The following is a 15,083-nucleotide window of genomic DNA, read 5'->3' on the forward strand; positions in this document are numbered from 1 at the left end:
ATGAAAAAGAACACTTTAAGAACACTTTTATCGGTATCTATAATGACTGTTATGGCGCTGAACATTGCAGCCTGCGGAGAAAGTAATGAAAACGGAAGTAGTGAAGAGACAGCTACATCGGAAAGTGCGGCTGCTGAGGTGAATGTTGAAGCAGAAAGCACAGCGGCTGAAGAGACTGCTGCTACAGATAATACGGCAACTGATCAAAAAACTGATCTGGACGATTCACAAGTAGATGATCAGGTTGACTCAAATTCTGAGGAAAATGCAGAGGAAGTAATTACCGCGGTGGAAGATGCCTCAAAAGAAGCATCAGAAGAGGATAAGGAAACAGAATCGGGACAAGTGAACCATTTATCAGAAAGCAAATGCTCAGAGAAAATTGATCAGCTTCTGGCAACTAATCCGGCGACTCCTGACAACATAGATGTACTCAAAGAAATGGCAAGCTGTGTGACATATAGCCGTGTCATTGATGCTGATGGAGTTATTTTTTCGGAGATGGATAACGCAGGCAAGGCATCACTTCGATTCCAGATTCTTAACAGTGTCCTTTGGCTGCAGACACCTGTTCATGAGGATATAGCAACTACTGTAAATGATGAGACAGCGATTCCATTAGAGGATGCAGAGAGGATTTTTAAGGACTTTTACGGAGAAGAGAATTTTACTCCGTACGAATACGAAAGGGTAGAAGACGGATATGTTTATCCTTTGATGGCTGACGGGGAAGCCTGGCAGCGGGTTGAGCATATGCAATTTTTTGAGGATGATGACTACATTCTCTTTACGGGGCCGGGATTCTATGAAAGTAACGGCGGAGATGAGGAGTTCTTGGGATACGCAGATATTCTCTTTTCTAAGAATCCTGACAGCAAATATGGAGCAACGCTTCTTTATGGAAGATACCGTAATGAGAAAATAAACATATCTTCCGTAGAAACTTCGTCTGAGCTTTCTGCGTCCGGTGGGAAGACTTATTCAGGAGATAATTTGATTGATGGGGATTATACCACTGTATGGGCTGAAGGTGTTTCGGGAACAGGTGTAGGCGAGACTATCACACTTCATTTGGACAAAAAACAGCTTGTATATGGAGTAGTGATCTGTAACGGCTATACTGCAAGCTATGAACAGTTTGAAAATAATGGAGTGCTATCAGAGGCAAGTGCTGATTTTGGAGATGGAAATACCGTAAAAGGCGAAGTTATAAGCTGTAATTATGAGGGATACACAGCGGAAAATCTGGCAGATTTAAACCGGACAAAGCTTGAATTGGAAGAGCCCGTGATGACGGATACAATCGTTATTACGATAACCGGGGCAACTTCCGGAGCAAAATATGATGATACCTGCGTAAGCGAGGTGATGGCATACTGAAAAGCAGAACACGGGAGTCGAACCCGCCTCTTCAGCTTGGGAAGCTGACATACTACCGATGTACTAGTCCTGCAAACAACTATTTAATAATAAACAATTTGTGCTATAATTTCAAGTGGTTGAAAATAGTTTCGTTTCAGATTGGAGGAGAATATGGTAGTAGATAAGAGTAAGGCTCTCGAGAAGAGCAAGGGGTTTGCTAACGAGTTTCGTGAGTTCATCATGCGCGGCAATGTCATGGATCTGGCTGTCGGTGTTATCATCGGTGGAGCTTTCCAGAGCATTATCAATTCACTTGTAAATGACATCATAATGCCTGTTATCAGTGTTCTCACAGGTGGTATCGATTTTTCAAACTGGTTCGTTTCACTTGATGGCTCCAAGTACAGCAATCTTGCTGCAGCACAGGAAGCAGGAGCAGCTACACTTAACTATGGTGTATTCATTACAGCGGTTATCAACTTCCTGCTTATGGCACTTGTTATTTTCTGCATAGTAAAATCTCTTAACAAGGTCAGTGAAAAAGTGAAGAAGGAACAAGAGGAGGAAGCTCCTACAACAAAGATTTGTCCTCACTGCAAGAGCGAGATCAACATCGAGGCTACAAAGTGCCCTTGCTGTACATCTGATTTATAATTTCTGATAAAAAAGCGGATCGCCAATGACTAATTGACGATCCGTTTTTATATGCTCATTATGTGTTACACGCTTTATGCAAGCTCCGCAATATCAAGAAGAAGTCTTTCTGTATCATCCCATCCAAGACAGGGATCAGTGATTGATTTTCCATAGATACCTTCACCTATCTTCTGGCAACCTTCCTCAATATAACTTTCAATCATTACGCCCTTTACAAGCTCACTGATGTTTTTGTTCTGATTTCTGGAATGTAAAACTTCTTTTACAATACGTACCTGTTCCTGATATTTCTTGCCTGAATTGTTATGGTTGGCATCGATGATGGCAGCAGGATTTTTTATGTCTCTCTCGGAATATAGATAAGCAAGAAGACTGAGGTCCTCATAGTGGTAGTTGGGCTGGGACTGTCCGTGCTTATTCTGAGAACCGCGAAGGACGCAGTGGGAGAGCGGATTTCCGCTGGTTTTTACCTCATAGCCTCTGTATACAAAGGAATGAGGAAGCTGAGCTGCATAAACGGAATTGAGCATTACGCTTAGGGTACCGCTTGTAGGATTCTTCATTCCTGCAGGAACTCCAAAGCCGCTGGCAACCATTCTGTGCTCCTGATCCTCTACAGAGCGTGCACCGATGGCAACGTAGGAAAGAATGTCCTCGACATATCCCCAGTTCTCGGGATAAAGCATCTCATCGGCAGCGGTGAGTCCTGACTCCTCTATGGCACGAATCTGCATGTGACGCATTGCTACAAGACCGGCTCTGAAATCTGTCTTACCTTCGGGATCCGGCTGAGAAGTAATTCCCTTATATCCTTCACCTGTTGTACGAGGTTTATTTGTATATACTCTGGGAACGATTATCAGCTTATCCTTTACCCTGTCATTTACCTTGGCAAGTCTTGATACGTAATCGCAAACCGCATCCTCATTATCTGCAGAGCAGGGGCCTACGATGACAAGAAATTTATTACTGTTTCCTGTGAGAACATCAGCAATTTCCTTATCTCTTTTCTTTTTTAATTCAATTAAGTCCTTTGAAAGCGGGAACTCATCCCTGATTTCCTCAGGAGACGGAAGCTGCTGTATATATTGAAATGACATTTGAAAATACCTCCAATAAAATTCTCTAACGTGTTCCACTATAACACGTTAAAGTAAGAAAGTAAACGCCAATAATTTTAAATATAAAAAAAGTGTAAAGAATATCGGGAAAATCTGCAACTTTGTTTCCAAAACTTTAATAATTAATAATCGTTTATTTGATAATTTTCCACATAATTTATGATACACTTTTTATATGGAAAAATAAAATTATGATTTTTTAAAAAGCAAGCTGTTATTGACACCGGTTCGGGTGACGGTATAGTCCCTGGCCACAACAATAATTTATGAGGGTATGACTATGTGGAAAAAGATGTCTATTATGGCAAAGATGCTGATTGGTATTATTCCTATCGTTGCTATAGCAATGATTCTGATGACCTATATCAGTGTCTCAACCAGCCGCAGTCTGATCCAGGAGCAGACGACTGAAAGAAATGAGGCAATAACCGAAGGTAATATCAATAAGGTCGACAGCTATTTGGATGCGATAAGAACCACGGCTGTAGGACTCGCGGAAACTGTTGGCGCAACCTACAGAAGTGCGACAATGGAAGAGTTTAAAGATGCTTTCACCAATGTCCAGATGAACAATGAACTCATATCCGGATGCGGAATCTGGTTTGAGCCCTTTGCTTATCAAGGCGATCAGGAGTACATGGGACCTTATTGGTATAAGGATGGTTCTTCTGTAGTAGAGACTTGGGATTACAGTAATGCTGAGTATGATTATCACAATCAGGAATATTATCTTAATGCCAAGGCTTTGTCGAAGGGAACTGCGAAGATAACAGATCCTTACTATGATCCGACATCGGGAACTGTTATGTCGACCTGTTCGGCACCTATTTACAATAACAAAGATGAGTATATCGGCTGTGTTACTGTAGATGTTGTGCTTGATTCGATTGCTAATATTGCCGGTGCAATCACAGTAGGCAAAACCGGATCAGCTATGATGGTAACCTCTGATGGAACTTATCTCTATACCGCAGATAATCAGAAGGTTCAGGATGGCGCAAAGATAACAGATGAAGATAACGCTTCGCTTGTAGTTGCCGCATCTCAGGTACTTGCCAATGAGACAGGTATGGCAAGATTTGAGGAGAACGGAAAATATATTATTGTTAACTACGGAACGGTTCCGGAGGTTAACTGGAAGCTTATGATTCGCATGAATCAGGATGAGCTTGAAGAAGACGTAAATCAGATGACTTATATGATGGTGGGGATTTTGATAGCTGCCCTTGTTATAAGTTCACTGGTAGTAATACTCCTTGTAAGTTCTATTGCAAGAAATATCGCAAGCGTTAAAAAGTTTGCAGGATCCCTTGCAAGCGGCGACTTTACTGTATCAAAGCTTCATGCTAAGAACCAGGATGAGCTTGGACTTATGAGTGATTCCTTAAATAACATGTATGAGTCCAACAGAAGCGTAATCAGCCAGATATCCGATGAATCGGAACAGATAAGCTCGGCAAGTGCTTCACTGTCATCGATGGCAAATGAGCTTACCAGCCAGTTTGAGAAGATTCAGAGCAACATGTCCGGTGTAAACGATGCGATGATGTCATCCGGAGCAGCTACAGAGGAAGTAAGTGCATCCGTAGAGGAAGTTAATACTTCGGTTCAGAGCCTTGCAGATGTGAGTGAGGAGAGCCTTGCTGCTACCAAGGATATCATGATTCGCGCACATGAGATCGAGCAGAACAGCCAGAAGGCATACGACAATGCAATAAATATTGCGCAGGAGAGAAGTCAGGAGCTTTCGGATGCATCCGAGAAGGCTAAGGTTGTTGAAGAGATCAGCAACATGGCACAGTCTATTGCTGAGATAGCCGATCAGATCAACCTCCTTTCACTGAATGCTTCAATTGAGGCTGCAAGAGCAGGAGAGCATGGTAAGGGCTTCGCGGTTGTTGCTTCCGAGATCAATAAGCTTGCAACGGATACCGCCGAGGCAGTTCAGCAGATCCAGACCACTATCGACGGCGTTCAGGATGCTTTCCAGACACTTACCGAGAGTTCACAGGCACTGCTTGATTTTGTAAATAATACTGCTGCACCTGACTATGAGAACTTCGTGCATGTAGCCCGTCAGTATGGTGATGATGCTCAGCAGTTCGGCTCACAGTCCGATCAGATAGCTCAGATGGTAGAGAATATCAGAAATGCAATGAATGAGGTTAATAATGCGATTCAGAATATCGCAGAATCAACTCAGGAAACAGCATCCCATAGCTCTGATATTACCGATTCCATCAATACTGCTGCTGATGTAGTTGAAAACGTCGGTGATATGTCCAGCAAACAGGAAGACATTGCTGTTACTCTTGACGGAATTGTAAAGAACTTCAAACTCAGGTAAGGGCATATATCTCATAATTGCAAATTGTGATACAATTAAAGCTGTTCAGGATGAAAATTTTGACATTTTCTCCTGAATAGCTTTAATAATTTGGGGGATATATGAGTCAGAGACCACTTCGTGAATCAAATATAGAGCTTCTGAGAATATTGTCAGCCTGTGGGGTAATAATGCTGCATTATAACAGTGTGAAAAACGGAGGCTTTGCAGGAGCTGCTGATGGCAGCATAAATCAGTTTATTCTTGTTTTACTCGAGACCTTCAGCATTTGTGCTGTAAATGTATTTGTTCTGATCACCGGTTATTTCATGTGTAAAGTTAATAAGCGTGATGGCCTTAAACCTCTTAGCCTTGTAATGCAGGTGATTGTTTTTGCGCTGATTACTGTTTTGGCAAAGCGCGTCTTTTTACATCAAAGCTCTTCAATTGACGACTTGTTTGAATATATTTTTTCAGGCAACTGGTTTGTGTATGTGTTTGTGGCGCTCTATTTTATTTCGCCGTTCATCAATATTGCCTGGGAGAAACTTGATGTTTCCGGAAGAAAGCTTCTTATCGGAATATCATTTGTTTTGTTTTCAGTTTATCCAACAGTGATTGATATTTTAAAATACTGGTCAGGCAGACAGCTTGCCGGAAGCAGTACTATTGGAATTGATGGAGCTCAGGCAGGATATACAATTGTAAACTTTGCGCTTGTCTATCTGATTGGAGCTGGAATTCGGGATATGGATGAAAAGCATGTTCCGACGGTTGGACATCTGTTATTCTGGTATATTCTGAGTATCCTGGTGACGGTAGCCTGGAGCTATGCTGATGGAATAAGGGCAGGAAAGAACATCTATGATACGATAGCCTGGAACTATAACAATCCGCTTATTATTTCCCAGGCAGCGCTTTTATTCATGATGTTCAGAAAAATAAAGATAACGAACAATCGTATAATAAATGCCATAGCCGGAGGAACCTTTACTGTCTATATTTTAAATCTCAGACTTGTAGGCTTTTTGGATGCTAAGAGATTTGCGGGAGGTGACACCCCGCTGCTCATACTTCATATTATAGGCAGTATCATAGGCATATATGTATTTAGTTATATATGTTATATCCTTTATTTGTTTATAAAGCGTCCGATATATAAGATGATATCTGAAAAATGGTATCGAAACAGACGTTTTACAGTATAGCAAATGAATTTAAAATAATGATAATATGGCTTCAATCAGCCATTTGGGGAGGATACTATGAGCGATTTATTTAAAGATAAAAACGGATTAACAGAAGAGGAATATTTAAAGGATTACAATCCGGACAAGTGGAAAAAACCATCTGTTACGTCTGATATTTGTATAATAACAAATGATCCTGATAATAGAAAACTGCTTCTTGTAAAGAGGGGAAACCATCCATGCATAGGCATGTGGGCACTTCCGGGAGGATTTACCCAGGCCGGGGAGAGTATAGAAGAAACGGCTTCGAGAGAACTTGAGGAAGAAACTGCTGTAAAAATGGCTCCAAGCGACCTTGAGCTTGTCGGAGTCTACAGTAAGCCCGGGAGAGACCCCAGGGATTGGACAATTTCTATTGCGTTTCTTGCAGAGGTTGATGAAAATAAGGTAAAGCCTATAGCGGGTGACGATGCTGATGCCACCGGATGGTATAAGATTGAGGATACTGCGGAAGGAGTAAAGCTTTCCTGCGGTGATAATGTTTTTTATTCAAAGGACCTTGCATTCGATCACGAAGAGATCCTTCGTGATGCTTTAAAACTTATCAGGGGTATAGGATGACGAAAAACAAAATAGCCGTCACTGTGATAAGGCTTACAGTGACGGTATTGTTTACATGTGCGATCTGTGCATGCGCAAATAGTGAGGAAAACGAAGATCCTCCGGAACTCTTTGAGAAGATACCGGAGGGTGAGCATCCTTCTGAGCTCGCAAGAGCAATAACTCAAGTGGATGAGGATACCAAGCCTGCGCTTTCTGAAAGTAAAACAGATGATATTTCTGCAAGTGATGATGCTCAGGAAGAAACCGGTGAAGCAAACGGCGAAGAAGTCGATATTGAAGAATTACAACCGATTGATATCAAAGAACTTGAGGTGAGCGAAGCAATTGTTATTGATGATGCTGATGAGGACCTTATAACCGCTGCAGATGGGACAGAAACAGACTATGAATCGATATCGGACGATACGGAATTGCCGAGTTTTTATACTTCCGATAAAACTGATAACAGGGATTATATAACAGCTGTAAGGAATCAGGGTGATACTGCACTTTGTTGGAATTTTGCGGCGCTCGGGGCTGTGGAAAGCAATCTTCTAAAGAAGCATGAGGATCTTGAGACAGATTCGCTTAACCTATCGGAGAAGCACGGAGCATACTATAACATGCATAAAGCCGAAGGCTCTGCAGGCGGTGGCATCGACGAAGACTATCGCGAATTTGTTTATGAAGAGGGTGATGGTTTTTTAAGCAAGTATGACACCGGCTATTTATCCGTTGGAGGTGTTACTGACTATTGCCTTAGTATTTTGACAGCCTGGAAAGGCCCTGTTGTGGATGAAAATATGAATTCAATACATGTTCTCAGAGGTCAGAATGATTTTTATACGCAAAATGCTGATGTACCTACTGATGCGTATGGGAATGCCGTTTGCCATGTCCAAAATGTCATGGAAGTTCCGGCTACAGAAAAGAACAGGGAACTTATTAAAAGGCTGATAGTAAAGCACGGAAGCGTGACGGCCAGTATTTGCGCTGATGATGACTATTGGACAGGCAAAAAGGTTGCGCTGTACGATTATAAAAAGTACGGAAACGGAAATTATGCCGATCATGAAGTACTAATAGTAGGTTGGAATGACGACTACCCTGCTGCAAACTTCATTACAAAACCTTCAGAGAATGGCGCTTTTATCTGCAGGAACAGCTGGGGTACCAAATACGGGGCATCAGGTTACTTTTATCTGTCCTACGAGGACAGTATCTTGTGTAATAACAATGTTGCTGCGTATGATTGTGCAATGCCGGAAGATGATAACTGGTATGATACGAATTATCAGTATGCAGGTTTTTTGACACATATCAAGGATCCGATAATCGACCAGGAAAACGTAGTTTACATGTTTGATAAAAATAACGCGGAGTATGGAATTGTCTTTTCACCGGAAAGTGATGAGGAACTTTCAGCCTTCGGATACTTTACGATGAGTACTCTTTCAAATGATACTGCAAGCATCTACGAGCTTCCGGGAGAAGCAGATGGTTCAAATGCAGATTATTACAGTATTAGTGTGCTCGGAAGCCCAATCATAACAATGGATTGCAAATCGATTACCGGAGGATATCACACGTTTTCTTTAACTGAAAAGATAGAGGTACAAAAAGACAAAAAGTATATTCTGGTTATAAAACCCGGTAAGGAGCAGTACCTCGTCTATGAAAAGGCCATGGATTACACAACTGAGCAGCATAAGGATGAGTGGCATAACAATCTGGGATCAATACATACAGTGAACACGGCAAGCGGTCACAGCTATCTGGTCGATAGAACCGGCAATTACATGCTCAGGCAAGATGAAAGAGACTTCTTTGTGAAGATATACACAAAGAAAATAAGAAATACAGATTTGATTACAAAATAAAATCCCCATTAATGGGAGGTGACCATGCGATGGGGAGTCGCATGGCCATGTTGTATGAAAAAAGTTTTTGGGGTTCAGAAGATGTTCTTCATCTCTGATGTGTTTATATTAAGATAAATATGTTGCCAAAATATGGACGGTTCATAAAGTAAAAATATTATGTTTATAAACTATATCTGTAATGTGTGAAGCAGAAATAAAAATTAACGGATTAGCGTAGTCAAATTCAGAAAAAGCCCAGAATTTATGGGATTTTTAGTTTGTTAAAGAAATACCGATTCTTGCAATGTTATTTTGAATGTGCTATATTTTGTGGTAGGAAATGATTTAAACACAAATTCTGCTAATTGTGATTCATAGGAGGTTTGTAGTGGGGAGAGAAGATAAGACACCTGCAGAGATTCGTACCACAGATAAATTGAAGATTCAGAGAATCCTTTCTGAAGCCGGCTATATGGTTGAGATGGGAAACGGAAGTGTTCCGACAGTCGTTTGTAAGAGACGCGAGGACATGAGCAAGGATCTTCAGGATATCCGTAAGATACTGAAGGAACAGCGATACGAAGGAAGCTTCGGAGTTCGCGCTCCACGTAAGACGGATGAGCTTATATCAAATGAGAATATAGATAATTCAGAAGTTATGGACGAGATGGTACCTGCAGCAGGTTGAGACTGATGATAAAAATAAGGAGTTGACTTATAATTAAGGCAACTCCTTTTTTATACCTATTACTGAACCACAGCATTCGCTTCATCCTGAGCAGATTCATCATGAACGGTAACCATTGAAAGAGACTGAGCTCTTTTGATCTCATCTTTCTGCTTTTTAACAGAGAGGATGTAGGTCATAAGCTGACTGTCGATACCACGCATCTTACAGCCTACTGCATCGTAGGTCCCGATTTTGAAATTTCGTACAACTGTAAGGTTCATCTCAAAAGCTTTTGTATAACCGGCTGGCTTAAAGGTAAGCCTTATTGTGTCACCGGCTTTTGCTGTGGCGGATTTTCCGAGAAGAAGTGATAAACCGCGAATAGAAATATCATAGATAATAGCGCTTGTTGTAGTCACATGGTTTATAACTGCTTTGCTGAGGGCATTTATTACATATCTTTCAGCCTTTCTCTGATTATCTGCATCGGATATCGCTTCGGTTCCCTTTAGAAGATAATACGTATCATTCCAGTTTTCATACGGAATAACTGACTCAAGATGGAAATTTATAGAAATACCGGAAGGCATCTTAGCTATTGCTGTAGCCTGAGTAGCAGCGGGTATGGGTTGTCCGTGATATTTAAGCGGACCGACCAGAAGTGAGTCATCCATAACCGAGATGGCTTTCGTCTTAATGTTTACCGGCATATTATCGATTAGTGTGCTCACGGTGAGTTCTGTTCCTTGAGCTAAAGCAGTGATATTCATAGCGCCCTCATACGTTTGAATAAAATGTTTATTTGTACATGAATAATTGCAACCTTATATATTAAACAATGGGAAACCACAAATGTAAAGTGAGTTTTCGTAAAAAATTAAGCCGTGGTGAAAGTAAATGCCAAAAACTAATAAACTATATGAAAAAATAATTCCTAAATTTGTGCCCAATTCAGTAGTTCTGGCTCTTTTTTCCATTATTGCATTCTTTTCGGGTCCTGTAAAGAAACGGATAAGAGAACTGCATTTCCGGGAAAACAGCAGGCTGTTTTCGGAGCATGCAGAACGTTTTCTTAAGAATACCGGGCACATAGAGAACCAGTCGGAGTGGACAGGTGTCTTATTTGGTACTCATAAAAAATCAGATATGTCTTACTCGGGCTGTGAAATAATAGCAACCTACAATGCACTTAGGAGTCTCGGCGATAAGAGCGATACTATACCATATCTTATAAGATATTTCGAACAAAAAGGGATTGCACTTAAGGGTGGCTTTGGAATTACTCCGTCAGCGCCGTGCAAATTTTTTAGGAGCAGGGGCTTTGAAGTAAAAAAGCTTACCACAAGAAAAAAGGAGGATATCAATTCCTTTGGCGAGAGATATCGTACTTTTATCGTGACATTTTACTGGAATGTAAATAATATCAAAGATCAGCTTCATACAGTAAATATCTCGAAAGAGGCTGACTGCTTCTATATACACAACAATTATTTCAGGGCAAAGGGAGGCGGCTACTCACGTCAGGGGGCCTATTCAAGCCTTGCGGAGGCGATAGATAATCTTGGGGCCAATGCCGTGCCATTGGCTATTGTCTGTATTCGCCCTTCCACAGCCCATATAGATCGGAGGACTATGAAAAATACCGGCGAAAGATTTACTACTAAAACATCACTGGTCCTGTATTTTTTAGAAGGATGTAAAGCCTTATTCATTTCAGAAGTCATCTTTTCGATAATGGTGGCTTTTCTTGATATGGTCAATCCCAAAATCATACAGTATACGGTCGATTATCTAATCGGGGATTCAAATTCCCGCATGCCGTTTTATATGCAGATGATAGTCGATTTCACAGGTGGAAAGGAGTATCTAAGGGCGCATATAGCTATGATGGCTCTTGTTGTAGTTATCATAGCATTTCTATGTGCTGTTTTCAGGTATCTCAATAAACTGCTCAACTCGATGGCTGCTGAAAAGCTTATATGCAGGATGAGAGATATTCTCTTTGAGCATATCAGCCATCTGCCCTTTTCATGGCACAGTGAGAACCATACGGGTGACATTATTCAGAGATGTACATCAGATGTGGAGACAATCAAGAACTTTCTCTCTGAGCAGCTGACCGCACTTTTCAGAATTGTGATCATGATAGGGCTCGGTTTAACATTCATGTTTCAGATAGATGTGAAGCTTTCACTGATTTCAGCCGCATTCATTCCGGTAATCGTACTGTATTCGCTTTTCTTTCATAACAGGATCGGAAGTGCCTTTGAAAATGCGGATATCGAGGAGGGAAAGCTCTCAGCTATAGCGCAGGAGAACCTGACCGGAGTCAGAGTGGTAAGAGCGTTTGGACGTGAGAAGTTCGAGCGTGAGCGCTTTGAGAAAAAGAACACAGAATATACTAATATGTGGGTTCACCTTATGAAGTTGCTGGCAGCCTTTTGGACATCAAATGATCTGATATCAGGCTTTCAGGGTATGACGGTACTTGTGATGGGTTCTGTATTCTGCGTACAGGGGCGAATTACAGTGGGTGAGCTCATAGCATTCGTTGCATACAATGCTATGATTTCTTGGCCTGTGCGACTTCTGGGGCGTGTTATATCCGAGATGAGTAAGGCCGGCGTTTCCATTGACAGGCTTCGTTATATCATGAACTCCGAGGTGGAGAAGGATGACGAGGATGCCGGAGAACCACCACTTAACAAGGATATAGAGTTTAATCATGTGAGCTTTACTTATGAAAACGGGACAGCAGAGATTCTTAAGGACGTCAGCTTTAAGGTTGAAGCAGGGAAGACTGTGGGTGTGCTTGGAGGAACGGGTTCCGGAAAATCGACACTTATGTACCTTCTTGACAGACTCTACAACCTTCCGGAGAATGGTGGAAGCATTACTATAGGCGGAGTCGATATTCGCAAAATCAAGATGCATTACTTAAGGGAAAACATCGGTTTCGTGCTTCAGGAGCCATTCCTGTTTTCGAGAACGCTTTTTGAAAACATCGGAATTACCAGTAAGTCAGCTAAGATGGAGGATGTCAGAAAAGCTGCTAAGATGGCGTCGCTTGATGACACCATTAAAAATTTCGATGAGGGCTACGATACCTTCGTAGGAGAGCGTGGAGTAACCCTTTCAGGCGGACAGAAGCAGAGGACTGCGATAGCGCAGATGCTCATTACTAACCCGCCGATTATGATCTTTGATGATTCGCTTTCAGCTGTTGATACGGAGACGGATGCCAAGATAAGGGCAGCTCTCGATGAACACGCGGGAATGGCTACAACTATCATCATTTCTCACAGAATAACGACGTTGATGCATGCGGATCGAATAATTGTACTTAGTCACGGAAAGGTTGTAGAGGAAGGAACTCACGATGAGCTTCTTGCAGAGAATGGCCTTTACCGCAGAATTTATGACATACAGATTCAGGGAGGAGGTGAAGGTATTGCCTGAAAATGATACCAATAAAACCGTCACCAGGCTTCCATGGTTTGGAATACCAAGACTTATGCCTTTTTTGAAACCTTATCTGCCAAAGATGGCAGTAATGGTCTTTCTGGGGAGTATGGTAAGTCTGGTGGATTCGGTTGTACCGCTTTTTAACAGATATGCACTAAATAATTTCGTTGCCAGGGGAACGATTAAAGGAATAGGCATCTTTGCTTTTGTTTACGCTGTTATTCTTATACTTAAGCTGATTATGGACTTTACCAGTGCGTATATGTGCGGGGAAATAGAGATGTCTGTGGACAGGGATCTTAGAAATGCAGCATTCAACCATCTGCAGGAGCTGTCCTTTTCCTACTTCAACCAGAACAATGTCGGCTATATTCATGCCAGGGTAATGAGTGATACCGGTAAGATCGGTATGATGTGCGCCTGGAGAATGATGGACATAGTCTGGAACGGCAGTTACATACTATTCGTATTTATAGTTATGCTCACGGTTAATGTAAGACTTGCGCTGTATGTTCTTGCACTTGTTCCGATTGCAATAGTGCTTGTTATTTATTTCCAAAAGCATTTGATAGTGCTTAATAGGAAAATACGAGAGCTGAATTCAACAATAACAGGTAATTTCAATGAGGGTATTACAGGTGCCAAGGCAATAAAAACACTTGTTGTTGAAAAGAAGATTCAGGAAGATTTCATGGAGGATACAGAGAAGTATAGAAAAACCGCAGTTCATGCGACGCACTTTTCTGCAATGTTTACGGCCTCGGTAACAATGCTTTCGTCCTGTGCCCTTGCGCTTGTGCTTTGGAGAGGTGGTATGATTACGATGGAGGGCGTTATGGAAATAGGAACGCTTTCGGTTTTCCTGTCCTATGCGCTCGGAATACTTGAACCCATACAGAATATAATTGTTACGATTTCCGAACTTATTGCTGTTCAGGTTAATGTGGAGAGACTTACAAGACTACTTAACACAGAGTCTGATGTTGCTGATTCACCGGAGGTTGTCAGGAAGTACGGAGATACCTTTAATCCAAGGAAGGAAAACTGGGAAGAACTGGTGGGAGACGTAGAGTTCAAGGATGTATCCTTCCATTATCCCGACGGAACCGAGTATGTGCTGGAACATTTTAATCTGAAGGTTCCGCAGGGAAGTAACGTAGCTATTGTCGGCGAGACCGGAGCAGGCAAGTCCACACTTGTAAACCTCGTTTGCAGATTTTTTGAGCCTACCTCAGGACAGGTGCTTATAGACGGAAGGGATGCAAGAGAGAGATCGCAGCTGTGGCTTCACAGTAACATCGGCTATGTTTTGCAGACACCGCATCTTTTCTCGGGAAGTGTCAGAGAAAATCTGAAATATGGCAATCCGAATGCGACTGATGAGGAGATATGGGAAGCACTCAGGCTGGTATCTGCTGATAAAATTGTAAACAGGATGGAGAAAGGCCTTGATAGTGATGTCGGAGAGGGCGGAGATATGCTATCGACTGGTGAAAAGCAGCTCCTGTCCTTTGCAAGAGCTATTCTTGCAGATCCCAGGATACTGGTACTCGATGAAGCTACTTCTTCCATTGACACCGTGACAGAGAAAGCTATACAGGATGCCATATCGGTTGTTATTAAAGGCAGAACATCCTTTATGATTGCCCATAGATTATCAACAGTAGTTGATGCAGATTTTATACTTGTTGTAAGAGACGGAAAGATAATTGAACGCGGAACACATAAGGAACTTATGAAGAATATCGGTGGTTATTATCACCAGCTCTTCTCCAGACAGTATGAGGAGATGGAAGTCAGAGCAGCACTCTAAAATCATGCCTTCCC

The 15,083-nt window shown here is 41.8% G+C and carries 11 protein-coding genes and 1 tRNA gene; 9 read left to right on the forward strand and 3 right to left on the reverse strand.

The window, feature by feature from the left end; genetic code table 11:
• Entirely contained in the window at positions 1–1,380 is a 1,380-nt protein-coding gene (locus tag G596_RS0104100; protein ID WP_022760571.1) for an NADase-type glycan-binding domain-containing protein, read from the forward strand.
• 2 nt (positions 1,381–1,382) lie between these two features.
• Here the strand turns inward: G596_RS0104100 and G596_RS0104105 are convergent.
• Positions 1,383–1,453: transfer RNA gene (locus tag G596_RS0104105), tRNA-Gly, on the reverse strand.
• 80 nt (positions 1,454–1,533) lie between these two features.
• Between G596_RS0104105 and mscL the strand changes: the two genes are divergently transcribed.
• Positions 1,534–2,016, forward strand: a complete 483-nt coding sequence (gene mscL / locus G596_RS0104110; RefSeq protein ID WP_022760572.1) for a large conductance mechanosensitive channel protein MscL — start codon at positions 1,534–1,536, stop codon at positions 2,014–2,016.
• A 74-nt stretch (positions 2,017–2,090) separates the two neighbouring features.
• Here the strand turns inward: mscL and G596_RS0104115 are convergent, their stop codons facing one another.
• A complete protein-coding gene (locus G596_RS0104115) occupies positions 2,091–3,119 on the reverse strand; it encodes a 3-deoxy-7-phosphoheptulonate synthase (protein ID WP_022760573.1) in 1,029 nt (342 codons plus the stop codon).
• A gap of 301 nt (positions 3,120–3,420) precedes the next feature.
• Between G596_RS0104115 and G596_RS0104120 the strand changes: the two genes are divergently transcribed.
• From G596_RS0104120 to G596_RS0104140, 5 genes are all read left to right on the forward strand, one after another.
• On the forward strand, positions 3,421–5,487 hold the full coding sequence (locus tag G596_RS0104120) for a methyl-accepting chemotaxis protein (RefSeq protein WP_022760574.1): 2,067 nt from the start codon (positions 3,421–3,423) through the stop codon (positions 5,485–5,487).
• Positions 5,488–5,588: 101 nt separating this feature from the next.
• Positions 5,589–6,674 carry an acyltransferase gene (locus G596_RS0104125; protein ID WP_022760575.1) on the forward strand — a complete coding sequence of 362 codons (1,086 nt, stop codon included), beginning with the start codon at positions 5,589–5,591 and terminating at the stop codon, positions 6,672–6,674.
• A gap of 57 nt (positions 6,675–6,731) precedes the next feature.
• Positions 6,732–7,277: an NUDIX domain-containing protein gene (locus tag G596_RS20840; RefSeq protein WP_022760576.1), complete on the forward strand. Its 546-nt coding sequence runs from the start codon at positions 6,732–6,734 to the stop codon at positions 7,275–7,277.
• Positions 7,274–9,139 carry a C1 family peptidase gene (locus tag G596_RS0104135; protein ID WP_022760577.1) on the forward strand — a complete coding sequence of 622 codons (1,866 nt, stop codon included), beginning with the start codon at positions 7,274–7,276 and terminating at the stop codon, positions 9,137–9,139. Before G596_RS20840 ends, G596_RS0104135 begins: the two co-directional genes overlap by 4 nt.
• A 370-nt stretch (positions 9,140–9,509) precedes the next feature.
• Positions 9,510–9,809, forward strand: coding sequence for a hypothetical protein (locus G596_RS0104140; RefSeq protein WP_022760578.1), 300 nt, complete (start codon positions 9,510–9,512; stop codon positions 9,807–9,809).
• Positions 9,810–9,868: 59 nt separating this feature from the next.
• On the opposite strand, the gene G596_RS0104145 is transcribed toward G596_RS0104140, so the two are convergent.
• Positions 9,869–10,561 carry a PilZ domain-containing protein gene (locus tag G596_RS0104145; protein ID WP_022760579.1) on the reverse strand — a complete coding sequence of 231 codons (693 nt, stop codon included), beginning with the start codon at positions 10,559–10,561 and terminating at the stop codon, positions 9,869–9,871.
• 127 nt (positions 10,562–10,688) lie between these two features.
• On the opposite strand from G596_RS0104145, the gene G596_RS0104150 reads away from it, so the two are divergent.
• Both G596_RS0104150 and G596_RS0104155 read left to right on the forward strand, forming a co-directional pair.
• Complete coding sequence (locus G596_RS0104150) at positions 10,689–13,250, forward strand: ABC transporter ATP-binding protein (RefSeq protein ID WP_022760580.1); 2,562 nt, start codon at positions 10,689–10,691, stop codon at positions 13,248–13,250.
• Positions 13,234–15,069 carry an ABC transporter ATP-binding protein gene (locus G596_RS0104155; RefSeq protein ID WP_442855843.1) on the forward strand — a complete coding sequence of 612 codons (1,836 nt, stop codon included), beginning with the start codon at positions 13,234–13,236 and terminating at the stop codon, positions 15,067–15,069. The genes G596_RS0104150 and G596_RS0104155 overlap by 17 nt, the downstream gene beginning before the upstream one ends.
• Positions 15,070–15,083: the final 14 nt, after the last annotated feature.

The organism is Butyrivibrio sp. AD3002 (assembly GCF_000420905.1).
GTDB lineage: Bacteria > Bacillota > Clostridia > Lachnospirales > Lachnospiraceae > Butyrivibrio.

Bases quoted from the DNA above. Each gene is read 5' to 3' on its own strand.
- G596_RS0104100 (WP_022760571.1), top strand. From the start codon at position 1: ATGAAAAAGAACACTTTAAGAACACTTTTATCGGTATCTATAATGACT.
- mscL (WP_022760572.1), top strand. From the start codon at position 1,534: ATGGTAGTAGATAAGAGTAAGGCTCTCGAGAAGAGCAAGGGGTTTGCT.
- G596_RS0104115 (WP_022760573.1), bottom strand. From the start codon at position 3,119: ATGTCATTTCAATATATACAGCAGCTTCCGTCTCCTGAGGAAATCAGG.
- G596_RS0104120 (WP_022760574.1), top strand. From the start codon at position 3,421: ATGTGGAAAAAGATGTCTATTATGGCAAAGATGCTGATTGGTATTATT.
- G596_RS0104125 (WP_022760575.1), top strand. From the start codon at position 5,589: ATGAGTCAGAGACCACTTCGTGAATCAAATATAGAGCTTCTGAGAATA.
- G596_RS20840 (WP_022760576.1), top strand. From the start codon at position 6,732: ATGAGCGATTTATTTAAAGATAAAAACGGATTAACAGAAGAGGAATAT.
- G596_RS0104135 (WP_022760577.1), top strand. From the start codon at position 7,274: ATGACGAAAAACAAAATAGCCGTCACTGTGATAAGGCTTACAGTGACG.
- G596_RS0104145 (WP_022760579.1), bottom strand. From the start codon at position 10,561: ATGAATATCACTGCTTTAGCTCAAGGAACAGAACTCACCGTGAGCACA.
- G596_RS0104150 (WP_022760580.1), top strand. From the start codon at position 10,689: ATGCCAAAAACTAATAAACTATATGAAAAAATAATTCCTAAATTTGTG.